Here is a 14,743-nt window from a genome sequence, read left to right as displayed (position 1 = left end):
CCTCAGTGGTGGCGGTCAGGGACGTCGACGGGCCGCGGAGAGCGTGGCCAGGCTGGTGAGCAGGAAGCCGAGGGGGATCAGCAGCGCGGCGGCGACGACGAGCCCGACGAGGAGCTCGCCGCCCAGACCGGTGCTCGCCAGGTCCCGTGGCCCGAGCGCGCACCCCTGCCCGTTCGCGGTGCGGCCGACCTGCTCGACGACCTGCGTCTTCGGGCGTGCCGCGGCGGGGTCGCCGGCGCCGATGTGGAAGGCGAGGGTGCTCTTCGCGGTGAGCGCGCGCCCGTTCGCGGTGCCGCTGAAGGCGAAGGTCACCGCGTAGCTGCCGGGCGCGGTGAAGGCCCACACGCCGTGCACGTGGACGCCGGAGCGGCCGACCGGGACCGCGGTGGAGCGGGGGAAGCCCTCGACCGTGCCGAAGTAGCGGTCGCCGACGCCGCCGAACGGGTCCTGCCCGTAGACGGCGAGCCTGCCCGGTCCCTCGACGCCCTCCAGGGTCATCGTGACGTCGCCGGTGATCGACTCGGGGATGGACGGGTGCTGGGTGTTCCAGCCGATCCACGGGATGCCGGGGCGCTGGGTCAGCGGGATCGTCCACACCGGACCGCCGCCGAGGAAGTCGTAGCCGGAGCCCGCGGGCGGGGTGGTGCGCGCCGCGTCGGTCAGGTGGAAGACGTAGCCGCCCGGGTCGCGCCACTCCGGGGAGCCCTGGCGGTCGTCCTTGACGCGGGCGGTGAGCGCGTCGCCCTCGACCACCGGCCCGTAGTCGAAGTGGCCGTCGGTGACGACCTCGACCTCGCCGGGCTCGGCGGTCCGGGTCACCTCGGTGGCGACGCAGGCCTCGGTGGTGGGACCCGGACCCGGGGCCGGCGCGGGCGTCGTCTGGGCGGGCGCGGTGGTCGGTGACGCGGTGGTCGGCGACGTGGCGGCGGGCGGTGCGGTGGTCGTCGTCGGGGCGGGACCGACCCGCAGGGTCACGGCGCGGGCCGAGGCGACGGTGCCGCCCCCGGCGTCCAGCAGGTCGAAACCGAGTTCCGCGCCGTCGAGTTCGGCGGTGGCCGGCGTGGTGAGCACGCCGCCCGCGCCGCGCGGCGTGGTGACCCCGCCCTCCCTGGTCCACCACGCGGTGGTGTGGCCGGGGCGCTCGGGGACGACCAGCGCCGTGGCGGTGATGGTCTCGCCGGCGGTGTAGCGGTCGCGGACACCGGTGACCGCCGCGCCGGGCGGCGCCCGCGGGTTCGCGACGGCGGGCGATTCGGAGGCCGCGACCAGGTCGTGGACCGCGGGCACGAACCGGGCGGTGTAGGCCAGGGCGTCGGGTTCGTCGGGCACGGCCAGCGCGCCCGCACCGTCGTCCACCGCCACGTGGCCGACGACCTCGTCGCGGTCGACGTGGTGGCGGTGGAACTCGACCCAGCCGGTCGGGACGCCGCCGTGCAGGTGCGCCGGTCCGCCGGACACGCGGCCGGTGAGCCGGAGACCCCCGGGGCCCTCCTCGACGTCGAGCGCGGTCGTGGTCGGCGCGGGTGTCGGACCGCCGACCGCGACGACGTACCGGACGGGCGCGGACACCAGCGGCGCGCCCGAGGCGGTGGTGGCGGACGCGGCGAACTCCAGCTCGTAGACGCCCGGCGCGGTGAACGCCCAGTTGGCGTGCGCGTGCGTCGGCACCGCCACGCGCAGCGTCCGCAGGGCCGGGTCGCGCGAGCTCCACACCCGGTCCGGGCCGTCGACGCCGGCGAGGTAGACCTCGACCTGGCCGGGGCCGCGCGCGTCCCGCAAGGCCAGGTCCACCACGTCGCCGGCCAACGCGCCCCGGGGCACCGACTCGGTGTTCCAGCCGGCCCACAGCACCCCGGGCCGGAACGCCTGCGGCACCACGTGGATCGGGGCGCCCGCGGGGACGCCGAGGAAGCCGTAATCGGTGGAGGCCGGCGCGGGCCGCAACGCGGCGTCGGTGACGTGCACCGTGGTGCGCGCCGGGTCGAGGCGGGTCGGCGTGCCGTCCACATCGGACTGGCCCGCGAGGACCAGGGAGCCGGCTTCCAGGGACACCGACAGCAGGTCGGCGTGCCCGGCGGCGAGCGACTGCCTCTGCGGCGGGACCGGAGCGGGCCCTCCGGCGGCCGCCGCCGCGCCCGAGGTCGCGCCGAGCACGGAGACCGCGGCCAGGAGGGCGGTGGCGGTGCGGACGACGCGCGCCAACCCGGGTACGGGTGTTCGATCCACATCGGACTGCACTGGGCGGGGTCGCATCTCTCCCTCTCCGCCGAACCGGACGCGCCCACGCTAACTAAAACGATAACCGTTTTCAACAAGCTGCTGTGCGTGATCGGTCCGTCACGCGTTCCGCGCCGTTCGCCGGGGGAGGGGTCCAGGTTCCACCCCGGCGCCAAGGGTATGTTGAAAACGATTATCGTTCGTATTAGTTTGGCACCGCCCCCGCCGCTCTGGCGACGGGCGTCTGGAGGTTGGAGAACAGATGCGTGCGCCCTCGCGCGTCGCCGCGGCCCTGTGCGCCGCCCTGTCCGCCGCGGCGTGCACCTCCGCGGCGGGCGGCGCGGACGACGGCCTGTCCGTGGTCACGACGACCGAGATCCTCGCCGACCTGGTGCGCAACGTCGGGGGGGACCGGGTCCGCGTCGACTCGCTCGTGCCGCCCGGCGGCGACCCGCACTCCTACGAACCCACCCCCGCCGACGCCAAGAAGGTCGCCGCGGCGGACGTGACGTTCACCAACCACCTGCTGCTGGAGGAGCAGCGGCTGATCAAGGCCATCGACGCCAACGCCCGCGAGGGCACGCCGAACGTCTCGCTGGCCGAGGCGTCGGAGACCTACGGCGCGAACGTCATCCCGCTGGTGGAGGACGTCGGGCTGGACGTGCTGTGGCTGGGCCTGCGGGTCCGCGGCGACGGGGCGGAGCGTGGCGCCACGCGCACCTCGCAGGTGCGGCTGACCGCCACCGCCGTGGAGGGCCCGGGGGAGCTCGTGGCCTACCTGACCGAGTCGCTGGGCACACCCGTGACGTACTTCGACTCCGGCGACGGCCTGTCCGACGCGGACTCCACCACGCTGCCCCCGGCCGCCCACACCCACCTCAACTGGGCGTTCACCGCGCCGGGCGCCTACCGGCTGACCCTGCGCGCGTCCCTGCTCAACGACGGGGGAGACCCGGTCCCGCTGGGGGAGGGCACCTTCACCTTCGCGGTGGGCGTCGACCCGAACGGCATCGCCGGCACCGTGCTGGCCGAGGGCCACACGGACCTGGCGGTCGACCTGGACACCGGCGGGCTCTACACGTTCAACGACCGCGCCGGCGGCACCTCGCAGGACGTGGTGCCCGCCGCCGAGGCGGTCATCGAGGTGCCCAACAAGGCGATCACCACCGTGCCCGACGACCCGCGCTTCGCCTTCCTGGGCCCGGCCGGCGCGTCGGTGCACCAGCTGCCGCAGGCGGTGCTGGGCAAGCACGTGCACGGCGAGGTCGACCCGCACCTGTGGCAGGACGTGCGCAACGCCCGCGCCTACGCCGAGCTGATCCGCGACACGCTGCGCACCGCCGACCCGGCCCGCGCCGCCGACTACGACCGGCACACCCGCGACTACACCGCCCGGCTCGACGAGCTGGACGCGGAGGTCCGCGCCACCGTGGCGACGCTGCCCCGGCAGCGCCGCCACCTGGTCACCACCCACGACGGGTTCGGCTACTTCGCCCACGCCTACGAGATGGACGTGGCCGGGTTCGTGGTGCCCAACCCCGCGCAGGAACCCAGCGTCGAGGACGTGCGCAAGCTGACCGAGACCATCCGCAACCTGGAGGTGCCCGCCGTGTTCGTGGAACCCAACCTCGCCCAGCGCGCCTCGGTGCTCACCCAGGTCGCCCGGGACCAGGGGGTCGAGGTGTGCCTGCTCTACGGCGACTCCTTCGACGAGGGCACCCGCAGCTACGTGGACATGATGCGGCACAACGCGGAGGAGGTCGCCCGGTGCCTCGCCTGACCCGAGCCCTGGCCGCCGCCCTGGCCGCCGCCCTCGCCGCGCTGCCGCTCGCCCCGCCGGCGGCGCTCGCCGCCGAACCCGTCGTCATCGCCGACGGCCACGTGGACCTCGGCCCGCGCCTGGTCGACGGCGACTGGGTGGTGCAGCTCCGCGACGACACCGACGGCGAGCCGGTGTGGCGCGATCCCGCCGACGTGGTGCTGCACGTGGTGGACGCGGCGAAGAACACCGTCCCCGACGACCCTGCCTACGCGTTCCTGGGCGCACCCGGCGGCGACATCTGGGTGCTGCCGCAGGTTCAGGCCCCGGGCGTGGTGTGGCCCGGGTGGAACACCCAGGACCCGAGCGTCCTCGACGCCGCCGGCCGCGGCGTGGACTGGCGCCTGCACGGCGTGCGCGGACCGGGCCGCTTCGAGCTGTTCCTCAACGGCGACTTCGGCGCGCCGCGGACGATCTTCAGCAGCGAACGGCCCTACCCGCAGGAGACCGGCGTCGAGCCCGGCGCCCACGCCCACGGCAACTGGGTGTTCACCGCGCCCGGCGCCTACTCCCTCGACGTGGAGATGGCCACCGCCGACGGCCGCTCGGATCGCGCGACGCTGGAGGTGCACGTCGGGCCGGGCGACCCGCTGGCCGCGGTCGAGCAGAGCGCCGCGCAGTCGACCGCGCAGTCGACCGCGCCGTCCGCCACGTCGTCCGCCACCGCCGACGACCCGCCGGGTCCGCCGTGGGGGTGGATCGCCCTCGGAGGGGTGCTCGTGGCGGGGTTGATCGCCGCCCTGCTCACCGCCCGGTTCCGCCGCGCGGCGACCGGGGGGCGGCGATGACCGCCCCGGTGCTCGACATCAGGGGCGCGACCGTGCACCTCGGCGGGCGGGAGGTCCTGTCCGACGTGGACTTCCGGCTCCGGCCCGGTGAGCTGGTCGGCCTGATCGGGCCCAACGGCGCGGGCAAGACGACCCTGCTGCGCGCCGCCCTCGGCCTGGTCCCGCTCCACCGGGGCGCGATCACCGTCGGCGACCGCACCCCGCGCCAGGCCCAGGGCTCGCTGGGCTACGTGCCGCAGCGCCACGAGTTCGCCTGGGACTTCCCCGTCACGGTCGAGGGCGCGGTGGCCACCGGCCGCACCCACCTGACCGGCCCGCTGCGCCGCCGCGCCGCCCGCGACCGCGAGGCCGTGGCCGACGCCCTGGACCGCGTCGGCATGACCGGCCTGCGCGCCAGGCCGGTCGGCGAGCTGTCGGGCGGCCAGCGGCAACGGGTCCTGGTCGCCCGCGCGCTCGCCCTGCGGCCGGGGGCGCTGCTGCTCGACGAGCCCTTCACCGGCATCGACGTCCCCACCCAGGAGCTGCTCAGCGGTCTGCTGGCCGGGTTGCGCGACGAGGGCGTGGCGGTGTTGATGACCACGCACGACCTGGCCGCCGCCACCGCGCTGTGCGACCGGCTGTGCCTGCTCAACCGCACGGTCGTCGCCGACGGCGCGCCGGCCGCGCTGGCCGACACCGACATCTGGCTGCGGACCTTCGGCCTGGACCGGGCCGAGCAGCTGCTCAAGACCCTGGGGGTGACCGGGTGACCGCGGTCCTGGAGTTCCTGACCGCGCCGTGGGAGTACGACTTCTGGCGCCGGGCCCTGCTGGTGGCCCTGCTGTCCGGGCTGGTGTGCGGGGTGATCGGCAGCCACGTGGTGCTGCGCGGCATGGCGTTCATCGGCGACGCCGTGGCGCACGCGGTGTTCCCCGGCATCGCGGTCGCCTTCGTGCTCGGCGCCAACCTCGTGCTCGGCGGCGCGGTCGCCGGGGTGGTCACCGCCCTGCTGATCGCGGTGTTCACCCAGAACCGCAGGCTCAAGGAGGACTCGGTCATCGGGATCTTCTTCGCCGCCGCCTTCGCCCTGGGCATCGTCGTCCTCAGCACCGCGCCCGGTTACGGCGGGTCGCTGGAGTCGTTCCTGTTCGGCTCCATCCTGGGCATCGGCGACGCCGACGTGATCGCGGTCGCCGGGATCGGGGCGCTGCTGCTGGCGGCCGTGGCCGTGCTCAACAGCCGGTTCACCGCCACCACCCTGGACCGCGAGCAGGCCCGCGCGCTCGGCCTGCCGGTGTTCTGGCTCGACCTGGCGCTGCACGTCATGGTGACCCTGGCCATCGTCATCTCGTTGCAGGCCGTGGGCAACATCCTCGTGCTGGCCCTGCTGGTCACCCCCGCCGCGGCGGCCCGGCTGCTCACCGACCGCCTCGGCGCCATGATGCTGCTCGCGCCCCTGATCGGCGCGGGCGGCAGCGTGCTGGGCCTGTACCTGTCCTACGCGTTCGACCTGGCCGCCGGTGGCCTGATCGTGCTCACGCTCACCGGGATCTTCCTGCTGTGCTGGTTCTTCGCGCCCCGCCACGGCCTGCTCACCCGCGCCCGCCGGAGCTGACGGTGGAGGAGGGCGCGGACCCCGGGCCCTCCTCCACCCCCTCAGAGCCGCGCGGTGTGGCGGGGTAGCGGGAAGTGGTGCTCGTGGTCGTGGGCGTCGAGGTCGTCCCACGGCGGCAGCGGGTCGTCCATCCGCCGCCACGCCGTCGGCCCGGCGGCCAGCTCGGCGTCGGTGAGCAGGGCGGGGTCGAGGCGGCGGCGCGGCTCGTCGCGGTCCAGGCCGACACCGATGAACACCAGCTCCTGGCGGGCGGCGTGGCCGTCGAGCAGCTCGCCGGGCTCGATGGTCATGGTCGGGCCGGCCTGGGACCACACGGCCAGGGTGTGCGGGCGGGTGGCGAGGTGGCAGAAGCCCTTGCTGCGCACCACGCCCTCCCAGCCCTCCAGCGCGGCGGCCAGGCGCGCCGGGTGGAACGGGCGGTCGGCGCGGTAGGTGACCGAGCGGATGCCGTACTCCTCGGTCTCCGGGGTGTGCGACCCCGCCAGCTCCTCCGCCCAGCCCGGTGACGTGGCCGCGGTGACCGGGTCGTAGCGGCCGGTGTCGAGGACCTCGGCCAGGTCGACCACGCCGCGGTGGGAGCGGACGAGGCGGGCCCCGGGGTTGAGCCTGCGCAGCAGGCCCTCGGTGGTGGCCAGCTGCTCGGGCGTGGCGAGGTCGGTCTTGTTGAGCACCAGCACGTCGGCGAACTCGACCTGGTCGACCAGCAGGTCGGAGATGCCGCGCTCGTCGCCCTCGGCCGCTTCGAGGCCGCGTTCGTCGAGCCGGTCGCCGCGTTCGAGTTCGGGCAGGAAGTTCGCGGCGTCGACCACGGTGACCATGGTGTCGAGGCGGGCGTGGTCGGACAGGCTGGTGCCGTCGGCGAAGGTCCACTCGAACGTCGCCGCCACCGGCATGGGTTCGGAGATGCCGGTGGACTCGACGAGGACGGTGTCGAACCGGCCCTCGCGGGCCAGCGCGCCGACGCTCTCCAGCAGGTCCTCGCGCAGGGTGCAGCAGATGCAGCCGTTGGTCAGCTCGACCAGGCGCTCGCCGCCCCGGCCGGAGACCAGCGAGGCGTCGATGTTGACCTCGCTCATGTCGTTGACCACCACCGCGACCCGGCGTCCCTCGCGGTTGGTCAGGACGTGGTTGAGCAGGGTGGTCTTGCCGGCGCCGAGGAAACCGGACAGCACGGTGACGGGGACGCGTGGATCGGCGGTCATGGGGTTCTTCCCGGTAGGGCGGGTGCTCCGCGAGGTGAAACGACAATCGTTTCCATTAGGGTAGCCCACGGCCACGCCGGTGGCGGTGGCGGTGGCGTTCGCGGGCGGCCGTGGCCGACGAGGGCTCCGGTCGGGTGGTCCTCGGTGCGGTCCGCCCGTCAACGAGGTTGCATGGGCACCGTGACGCCACTCCCGATCCGCGACCGCGCGGGCAACGCGCTGACCGGGTTCCGCAGCGTCTCCGAGGCGGAGCTGCGACGCCTGGGCGGTCGGGACGTCGTCCCGGCCGCCCTGGTGGTGGTCGAGCACGCGGGCAGCGTGCTCATGGTCTTCGACGCCTGGCGCGCGGACTGGGAGCTGCCGGGCGGGGGACGTGAACCCGGCGAGTCGGCGCGCCGGACCGCGATCCGGGAGCTGCGCGAGGAGACCGGCATCCACGGGGTGGGGCTGGAGGCCGTCGCCGTGGCCGAGTTCGACCTCGTCGCCCCGGAGCGCCACGAACTCCTCGCCGTCTACCGGGCCCGCCTCCGAGCCGCGCCCCGCCTGCTGCTCAACGACGAGGTCCTCGACTTCCTGTGGTGGCCGCCCTCGGACCCGGTGCGCGAGGACATGAGCCCGCTCGACGCCGAGATCGCCAGGCGCGTCGCGCGGATGCCGGCCGCCTGACCTCGACGGGACCGCTCCCCGAGCGGCGGCGCGCCGGGCGCCCTCACTCGCCTCCCGCTCTTCCCCGGTCTCGTCGGCGCCCGGAGCCGTGCTCGACCCCGGTGCCGGGGGGAGGTCGTCGAGCTGCCGCTGGACGCGTTCGGCGTCGGCGGCGCGGCCCTGTTCCCGGTACAGCTCCAGGGCTTCCAGCCAGCCCGAACAGGGCGCGCTGGTCGTCGGTGAGCCGGCGCAGGGACCAGGACAGCACGGAGGGCAGGCCGGCGGCGGGGTCGGTGTCGTGGTCGAGCGCTTCCAGGCCCAGCTCGCGCAGTTCGGCGGCGAACCCGGCCAGGGGGATGGCGGGGCGGGTGGCGGCGTGCCGGGCGGCGATGGCCAGGGCCAGCGGCTAGCCGCCGCACAGCTCCACCAGCTCGTCGACGGCGTCGGGTTCGGCGGCGACGCGGTCGGCGCCCAGGCGTGCGGCCAGCAGGGCGCGGGCCTCCTGGTGCGAGAGCACGTCCGACATGTTCTCAGCGCTCAGGAAGACGTCCGTGGCCGTCGTGGTGGCCGGCCGCCGCGGCCGTGCTCTCCGGCGTCACGGCCGCGGGAGCGGACCCCGCGCCCGGCGCGGCCGCCGAGCAGGCCTGCACCAGCTACACCCACGTGGGCGTGGGCGGGGGCCTCCACGTGCCGTCGCTGGGCCCGAACTCGGCGAACTACGACTGCGTCGTGGTGTGGGGGCGCACCGGCTTCCCGGTGCTGGTCCTGCAAGAGAGCCTGAACGCCTGCTACGGCCAGGGCCTCAAGCCCGACTCCGTCTTCGGCGACAACACCCGGAAGGCGGTGAGGAACGCGCAGACGAGGATCAACCAGGTCCACGGCTCCGTGCTCGGCGTCGACGGCCGTTTCGGTCCGAAGACCAGCTCCTACTTCGCCTTCCAGGCGTACGACCACAACAACAACGGCGCCCAGACGAAGAGCGGATCGTGGTGGTGAGGGGTCACCGCGACCCGCTCCCGGCGCCCGGGTGGGGGAGTTCAACCGCAGGTGGTGCCCGCGGGCGGCAGCGCCCGGGTGGTGACGTAGCGGCTCACGAGGTCGATGACGCACTGGTTCGCCATGCCGGCGAAGAGGTTGTGGCCCGGCCCGTCGTGGCGGATGGTGCGGCTGCCGGGGACCTGGGCGGTCACCCGCGCGGTGGCGGCGTGGTCCAGCCAGGTGCCCGCGCCCAGCAGCGGTGGCAGGCCGCGGGGCAGGGGGGCCGGCGGGTTCGCGACCGGTGCGGGCCAGCCCGTGCAGGTCGTCGGCAGGTGCCAGGCGAGCGGGAACGCGGGGCCGGTGTTCGGGGCGACCCGGTCCAGTCGCCCGGTGGTGCGCGCCAGGCGCCGCTGGTCGGTGGGGCGCGGGAAGTCCAGGCACTCCTTCACGCCACCGCCCGGGAGGCCGGGGTGCGGGTCGCGGCCGCGGGGGGCGAAACCGGACGCGTCCCCGTTCTCGGCGGCCGTGATGGCCGCCGCCAGCTCGCCCCACCGCGCCGGCCCGTCCTTGGCCTTGGCGAACGCGAGGAACCGCAGCTGCGTGCCGTCGTACCGGGTGTTCACCGCCGGAGCGGGGACGGGCTCCCGGTCGGCTCCGGCCACCAGCGCGCGCCAGCGCTGCTCCGCGCCCGGCTCGGCCTGGTCGAAGAAGCGCCGCATCAGGCCGTCCACGTCGCGGGCGATGGCGACCAGTTCCCGCTCCCAGTCGCGGGCGCTGTGGTTGCCGGTGCCGTCGACGTACATCGTCCGCACCCGGTGCGGGAACAGGCGGGCGTACGCCTGCGCGATGACGCCCCCGTAGGAGGTGCCGATGAAGTTCACCGACCCCTCGCCGAGCGCGCCGCGGATGGCCTCGGCGTCACGGGCGTCGCTGTCGGAGCCCATGTGGTCGAACAGCTCCGGGTCGGTGGCCCGGCACCTCTCGCCGCGGGCCCGGTTGGCCGCGGACAGCTCGTCGAGACCGGCCTGGGTCGCGGGGAGCGGCGGGGTGCGCAGGAACGCCCAGTCACAGGCCAGCACCGGGCTGCTCAGCCCCGGGTACCCGCGCGGGTCCCAGGTCACGACGTCCAGGGACCGCCGGATCTCGTCGAAGATCCGGGACCGGGACCGCAGGACGGCGATCTGGTCGCCCTGGGGACCGCCGAAGTTGACCAGCACCGAGCCCCGCTTGGCGCCGGTGGCGGGCAGGCGGGCGACCTTCAGGGTGATCCGCCGCCCGCCCGGCCCGGCGATCGGCACGGGGAGGTCGGCGCAGTCCACCGCGACCGCGCCGCTGTCGGGGCAGGGCGCCCAGTCGAGCGCCGGCGGCGCGTGGGTGGCGGCGGGCGGTGCGAGCAGGGCCAGCGCCAGGAGGGTTTTCAGCACGCGGCCACGCTAGGGAACCCGGCGCCGGTCGGGCCGCTTGCGATCGTCGTCCCCGCTGTTCACCAAAGTGGTCTGAATATCCTCGGTGCCATGCCTGGGGTCGGTGTGCTCGTCGCCGTGGTCGCGATCGACTGGGTGGGCGGCGGTGTGCTCGGCGGGGGTGTCCTGAGCGGGGGCGCCCCCGCCTGGGCCGCGGTGGCCGCGTTCGTCCTGCTCGTGTCCTCGCGCGAACCCGTCGTGGCGTTCCTGCTCGCGGTGCCGGTGGCGCTGGCCTCCGCGGGGTCGTTCGCGCTGCTCGCCTGCACGGCCTACCGGGCCGGTCGCCGGCTGGGGTCGCGCCGCGACCTGGCCCTGGTGCTCGGCGGGACCACCGCGCACCTCGTCGCGCTGCTCACCCTCCTCCCGGTGACCGCGCCGGGTGAGGCGTGGGTCGTCCTGGCCCGGGTGGTGGCGCTGGTGGGCGTGCCCGTCCTGGCCGGCCGCCACGTCCGGCGCGAGCGCCTGCTCCTCGCCGAGCGCGAGCGCCTGGGCGAGCGGCTGCGCATCGCGCGGGACGTGCACGACTCGCTCGGCCACCTGCTGGGCGTCGTGTCGGTCCAGGCGGCGGCGCTGGAGGTGGCGCCGCTCCCACCGGAGCAGCGCGTGGTGGTCCGCGACATCGCGAGGGCCGCGCGCGCCGCCGTGGACGAACTGCACACCGCGGTGGCCGCCCTGCGCGCCGGGGGACCCGGGCTGGAGCGGGTCGACGAGGTGGTCGCCCGGTTCCGGCGGGCCGGCCTGGCGGTCACCGTCGAGCGGTCGGGCGCCCCGCGCCCGCTCGCGCGCGCCGCCGCGGGCGACGCCGCCCACCGGGTCTGCCAGGAGGGGCTCACCAACGCCGCCAAGCACGCGCCCGGCGCGCCGGTCACCCTGACGTTCGACTGGCAGCCGGACGCGTTGCTGCTCAGCGTGGTCAACCCCGGGAGCGGGCGGCGGGACGCGCCCCCGGGCACCGGCCTGCTCGGGCTGTCGGAACGCGTCGAGGCGGCGGGCGGGCTGCTGCGCGTGCACGACGGGCCGGACGTGTTCCGGGTGGTCGCGGTGCTGCCCCTCGTGCCCGACCCGCTGGGGGTGGTCGCGTGATCAGGGTGCTGGTCGCCGACGACGAGCCGCTGATCACCGCGGGCATCCGGACCGTGCTGGAGTCCGCCGGGGACGTGGAGGTCGTCGCCTGCGTCGCGAACGGCCGCGACGCCGTCGACGTGGCGCTGCGGCGCCGCGTGGACGTGGCGCTGCTCGACATCGCCATGCCGGTCCTGGACGGCCTGACCGCCGCCGCCCGGATGCCGGGCACGCGGGTGGTGGTGCTGACGGCCTTCGGCGACGAGGGGAACGTCCGGCTGGCGCTCCGGCGCGGCGTCGCCGGGTTCGTCCTGAAGAACTGCGAGCCCCACGAGCTGATCCGCGCGGTGCGGGCCGCCCACGCGGGCGAGGCGTTCCTGTCCCCGGCGGTGACGCGGCTGGTGCTCGGCATGGTGCCGCGGGAGGAGGACGGCCGCGCCCGCGAGGCCGCCGCCCGCCTCGCCGTCCTGTCCCCGCGCGAGGGCGAGATCCTGGCCCTGGTCGCCGAGGGGCTGTCCAACGCGGAGATCGGCGCCCGGGTGCACACGAGCGAGGCCACGATCAAGACCTACGTCAGCCGCGTCCTCGCCAAGCTCGGCTGCGCCAACAGGGTCCAGGCCGCGATGCTCCTCCGCGACACCTCCTGAGCCCGGTGGCCCGGACCGCGTGCGGCGCCGGGGTCCGGCCGCCGCGATCCCCGGACCGACCGGCGGTGTCCGGGGCCTTCCCGGACACCGCCACGACGTGGTCGGGGACAGCGGTCAGCCGGTCGGCGCGCTCCACCTCTGGTTCGGGCCGCCGACGCAGTCCCAGACCTGCAACCGGCGGCCGTTGGTCGCGTCGCCGGCGGCGAGGTCGAGGCAGCGCTTGGACCAGGCGTTCCGGTACTGGTCGGCGCCGACGCGGATCCACCGCTGGTTGTCGCCGCCCCAGCACGCGTGGGTCTTGAGCTGCGCGCCGTTGCCGATGGTCTCGCCCGGTTGGTCGAGGCACTCGTCGCCGATCTTGATCTTGCCGGCGGCGGTGAGGGTCCAGCGCTGGTTGGCGCCGTTCCAGCAGTCCCAGATGCTCACCGCGGCGGTGGCGTTGTCGCGGTCGACGCACTTGTTCGCGCCGTTCCACCTGATCATGCCGACGCCCTGGTCGGGTCCGCCGGGCGCGGCGGTCCAGGCCTTGGCCAGGCGTCGGAAGGTCAGTGATTCGAGGCGGACCGTGCCGTTGTTGGCGTAGGCGCGGATGCCGAGGCTGCGGCTGGAGGAGTCGAAGTCGACGTTGTCGGTGACCGAGATCCGGCCGTCGTCGCCGAAGGTCTCCAACTGGCCGCGGTCGACGAGGACCCGCAGCTTCACGCGGTTGTCGACGGGTGGCATGGGGGCGTCGGCGAGGGTCTGCCGGACGCGGTCGTAGCCGATGGCGGCGTCGCGGGTGCCGTCGGCGCGGCGGTGCAGCTCGAAGCCGAAGTCGGTGGCCGTGGCGCCGGCCAGGTCGTAGGTCGCCTCGATCTCGTAGGTGTCGGCGGTGACGCCGTTGAACGGGTTGCTCGCGAGGTCGGGGGACACGGTCACGTTGGTCCAGGTCCGCGCGGCCTGGCGGATGGTGGAGATCTCGCCGACGGGGTTGCGGGTCACCCGGATGCCCTCCGGGAAGGTCCGCAGGCCGAGCTGCGCGGGGAACGACGCGTTGCCGGTCCAGGTCGAGCCCTTGTTGCCCGGCTGCCAGAACATCTGGACCACCCGGTTGGTGGGCGTGTTGGTGAAGGTCAGGCCGGCGTAGGCGGTGCCGCCGAACTCGGTGCGGCCCACGTCCATGCGTTGCGGCCGGGACCAGCCGGCGTCCGGCACGAAGACCCCGGAGCCGTTGAGCGTGCCCACGACGTACTCGCCGCTCGCGTCCTGGAGGACCCACTTCGGGTTCGCGGTGTTGCCGTCGACGGGGAGTTGGTACAGGTCGGGGCACTCGAACAGCCAGTCCGCGCGGTACTCGCCGCGGTAGGTCCAGTCGAGCAGGTTCGTGGAGCTGTAGAACTTGGCGACGTTGCCGCCCTCGTCGCCCCAGAAGACCATGCCCCAGCGGTTGCGCGCGGCGTCCCGGTAGACCTTCGGGTCGCGGGACTCGTACGGGGTGGAGATCACCTTGGCGCCGCCGTTGTGCATGCGGAACGTCCTGGCGCCGTCGGTGCTGTAGGCGATGGACACGCCGTTGGTGTTGGTGAACAGCAGGATCGGGGCGTCGGCCCCGCTCTTGAGGCCGGTGACATTGTCGTGGTCGACCCAGCCGCCGCCGGAGAACAGGGTGGCGTTGTGCAGGCCCGGTTCCAGGGCGATCGGCTGCTGCTTCCAGTGCACCAGGTCCGTGCTGGTCGCGTGGCCCCAGTGCATCGTGTCCCAGGCCAGGCCGTGCGGGTTGTGCTGGTAGAACAGGTGGTAGACGCCGTCGTGGTAGAGCGGCGCGTTCACGTCGTTCATCCAGCCGCCCTGCGAGCTGAAGTGGAACTGACCGCGGAACGGCTCGTTGTAGTCGGTCGCGTCGTAGGGGTACTCCGGGTAGGGCGCGGCCTGCGCCGAGGGGGCGGCGATCGCGGTGATGGCGATCAGGATCGCCATCACCGCCGACAGGGTGGTGGATCTGCGCATGCCGGCCTCACTTCACGTCTGCGGAAAGGGAGTTCGCTCGGCCACGACGTCGTGCACCGGCCGGTCGGGGGCGATCCAGCGCAGGTCGTCGGCGCTGACCTTGACGATGTCGGTCATGCCGAGCCGGCGCCGCAGCCGGGCGCGCGCGGCGGCGTGGTCGTCGATGAGCATCGGGCGGATGTTGGGGTCGAGGGTGATGGCGCGGTTGCGGTGTTCGCGGGAGAGCAGGGTCTCGAACGCGGTGGCCATCGGTTCGACCGCGAGGGCGAAGGAGCCGCCCACGTGCAGCGCCGCGTCCGGGGGCAGGGCGGGCGGCAGGTCGGTGACCTGCCGGCCGCCGGC

General features: G+C 74.8%; 12 protein-coding genes and 2 pseudogenes. 8 read left to right on the top strand and 6 right to left on the bottom strand.

The features are described from left to right. Positions 1–15 precede the first annotated feature (15 nt). Positions 16–2,202, bottom strand: a complete 2,187-nt coding sequence (locus ABD223_RS24225; RefSeq protein WP_344038718.1) for a TIGR03773 family transporter-associated surface protein — start codon at positions 2,200–2,202, stop codon at positions 16–18. Positions 2,203–2,479: 277 nt separating this feature from the next. On the opposite strand from ABD223_RS24225, the gene ABD223_RS24220 reads away from it, so the two are divergent. From ABD223_RS24220 to ABD223_RS24205, 4 genes are read left to right on the top strand one after another with little or no spacing between them, the layout of a single operon-like run. Continuing rightward, positions 2,480–3,997 carry an anchored repeat ABC transporter, substrate-binding protein gene (locus tag ABD223_RS24220; RefSeq protein ID WP_344038717.1) on the top strand — a complete coding sequence of 506 codons (1,518 nt, stop codon included), beginning with the start codon at positions 2,480–2,482 and terminating at the stop codon, positions 3,995–3,997. After that, positions 3,985–4,824, top strand: coding sequence for a choice-of-anchor M domain-containing protein (locus tag ABD223_RS24215; RefSeq protein ID WP_344038716.1), 840 nt, complete (start codon positions 3,985–3,987; stop codon positions 4,822–4,824). Before ABD223_RS24220 ends, ABD223_RS24215 begins: the two co-directional genes overlap by 13 nt. Next, positions 4,821–5,573: an anchored repeat-type ABC transporter ATP-binding subunit gene (locus tag ABD223_RS24210; protein WP_344038715.1), complete on the top strand. Its 753-nt coding sequence runs from the start codon at positions 4,821–4,823 to the stop codon at positions 5,571–5,573. The genes ABD223_RS24215 and ABD223_RS24210 overlap by 4 nt, the downstream gene beginning before the upstream one ends. Then, on the top strand, positions 5,570–6,418 hold the full coding sequence (locus tag ABD223_RS24205; RefSeq protein ID WP_344038713.1) for an anchored repeat-type ABC transporter permease subunit: 849 nt from the start codon (positions 5,570–5,572) through the stop codon (positions 6,416–6,418). The genes ABD223_RS24210 and ABD223_RS24205 overlap by 4 nt, the downstream gene beginning before the upstream one ends. A 41-nt stretch (positions 6,419–6,459) precedes the next feature. Here the strand turns inward: ABD223_RS24205 and ABD223_RS24200 are convergent, their stop codons facing one another. Continuing rightward, complete coding sequence (locus tag ABD223_RS24200) at positions 6,460–7,620, bottom strand: GTP-binding protein (protein ID WP_344038712.1); 1,161 nt, start codon at positions 7,618–7,620, stop codon at positions 6,460–6,462. A gap of 180 nt (positions 7,621–7,800) precedes the next feature. Between ABD223_RS24200 and ABD223_RS24195 the strand changes: the two genes are divergently transcribed. Next, the gene (locus ABD223_RS24195) at positions 7,801–8,286 is read left to right on the top strand and encodes an NUDIX hydrolase (RefSeq protein WP_344038711.1); all 486 of its coding nucleotides are present in this window, start codon (positions 7,801–7,803) and stop codon (positions 8,284–8,286) included. 175 nt (positions 8,287–8,461) lie between these two features. Here ABD223_RS24195 and ABD223_RS24190 read toward each other — a convergent pair. Then, positions 8,462–8,785, bottom strand: a pseudogene (locus tag ABD223_RS24190) (tetratricopeptide repeat protein); the annotation flags it as partial. Positions 8,786–8,847: 62 nt separating this feature from the next. Here ABD223_RS24190 and ABD223_RS24185 point away from each other — a divergent pair. Further along, on the top strand, positions 8,848–9,261 hold the full coding sequence (locus tag ABD223_RS24185) for a peptidoglycan-binding domain-containing protein (RefSeq protein WP_344038710.1): 414 nt from the start codon (positions 8,848–8,850) through the stop codon (positions 9,259–9,261). Between the two features lie 41 nt (positions 9,262–9,302). On the opposite strand, the gene ABD223_RS24180 is transcribed toward ABD223_RS24185, so the two are convergent. Further along, positions 9,303–10,667, bottom strand: coding sequence for an alpha/beta fold hydrolase (locus ABD223_RS24180; RefSeq protein WP_344038709.1), 1,365 nt, complete (start codon positions 10,665–10,667; stop codon positions 9,303–9,305). 90 nt (positions 10,668–10,757) lie between these two features. Here ABD223_RS24180 and ABD223_RS24175 point away from each other — a divergent pair, with 90 nt between their 5' ends. Next, positions 10,758–11,789, top strand: a complete 1,032-nt coding sequence (locus tag ABD223_RS24175) for a sensor histidine kinase (protein WP_344038708.1) — start codon at positions 10,758–10,760, stop codon at positions 11,787–11,789. After that, positions 11,786–12,415, top strand: a complete 630-nt coding sequence (locus ABD223_RS24170) for a response regulator (RefSeq protein ID WP_344038707.1) — start codon at positions 11,786–11,788, stop codon at positions 12,413–12,415. Before ABD223_RS24175 ends, ABD223_RS24170 begins: the two co-directional genes overlap by 4 nt. Positions 12,416–12,529: 114 nt before the next feature. Here ABD223_RS24170 and ABD223_RS24165 read toward each other — a convergent pair whose 3' ends face one another. Both ABD223_RS24165 and ABD223_RS24160 read right to left on the bottom strand, forming a co-directional pair. Beyond that, a complete protein-coding gene (locus tag ABD223_RS24165; RefSeq protein ID WP_344038706.1) occupies positions 12,530–14,401 on the bottom strand; it encodes a ricin-type beta-trefoil lectin domain protein in 1,872 nt (623 codons plus the stop codon). Between the two features lie 12 nt (positions 14,402–14,413). Beyond that, a pseudogene (locus ABD223_RS24160) lies at positions 14,414–14,743 on the bottom strand (hypothetical protein); the annotation flags it as partial.

It is taken from the genome of Saccharothrix xinjiangensis (assembly GCF_039527585.1).
GTDB classification, from domain to species: domain Bacteria; phylum Actinomycetota; class Actinomycetes; order Mycobacteriales; family Pseudonocardiaceae; genus Actinosynnema; species Actinosynnema xinjiangensis.
Note: the sequence above shows the minus strand (reverse complement) of the source record. Positions and strands in the feature narration are given on the sequence as shown.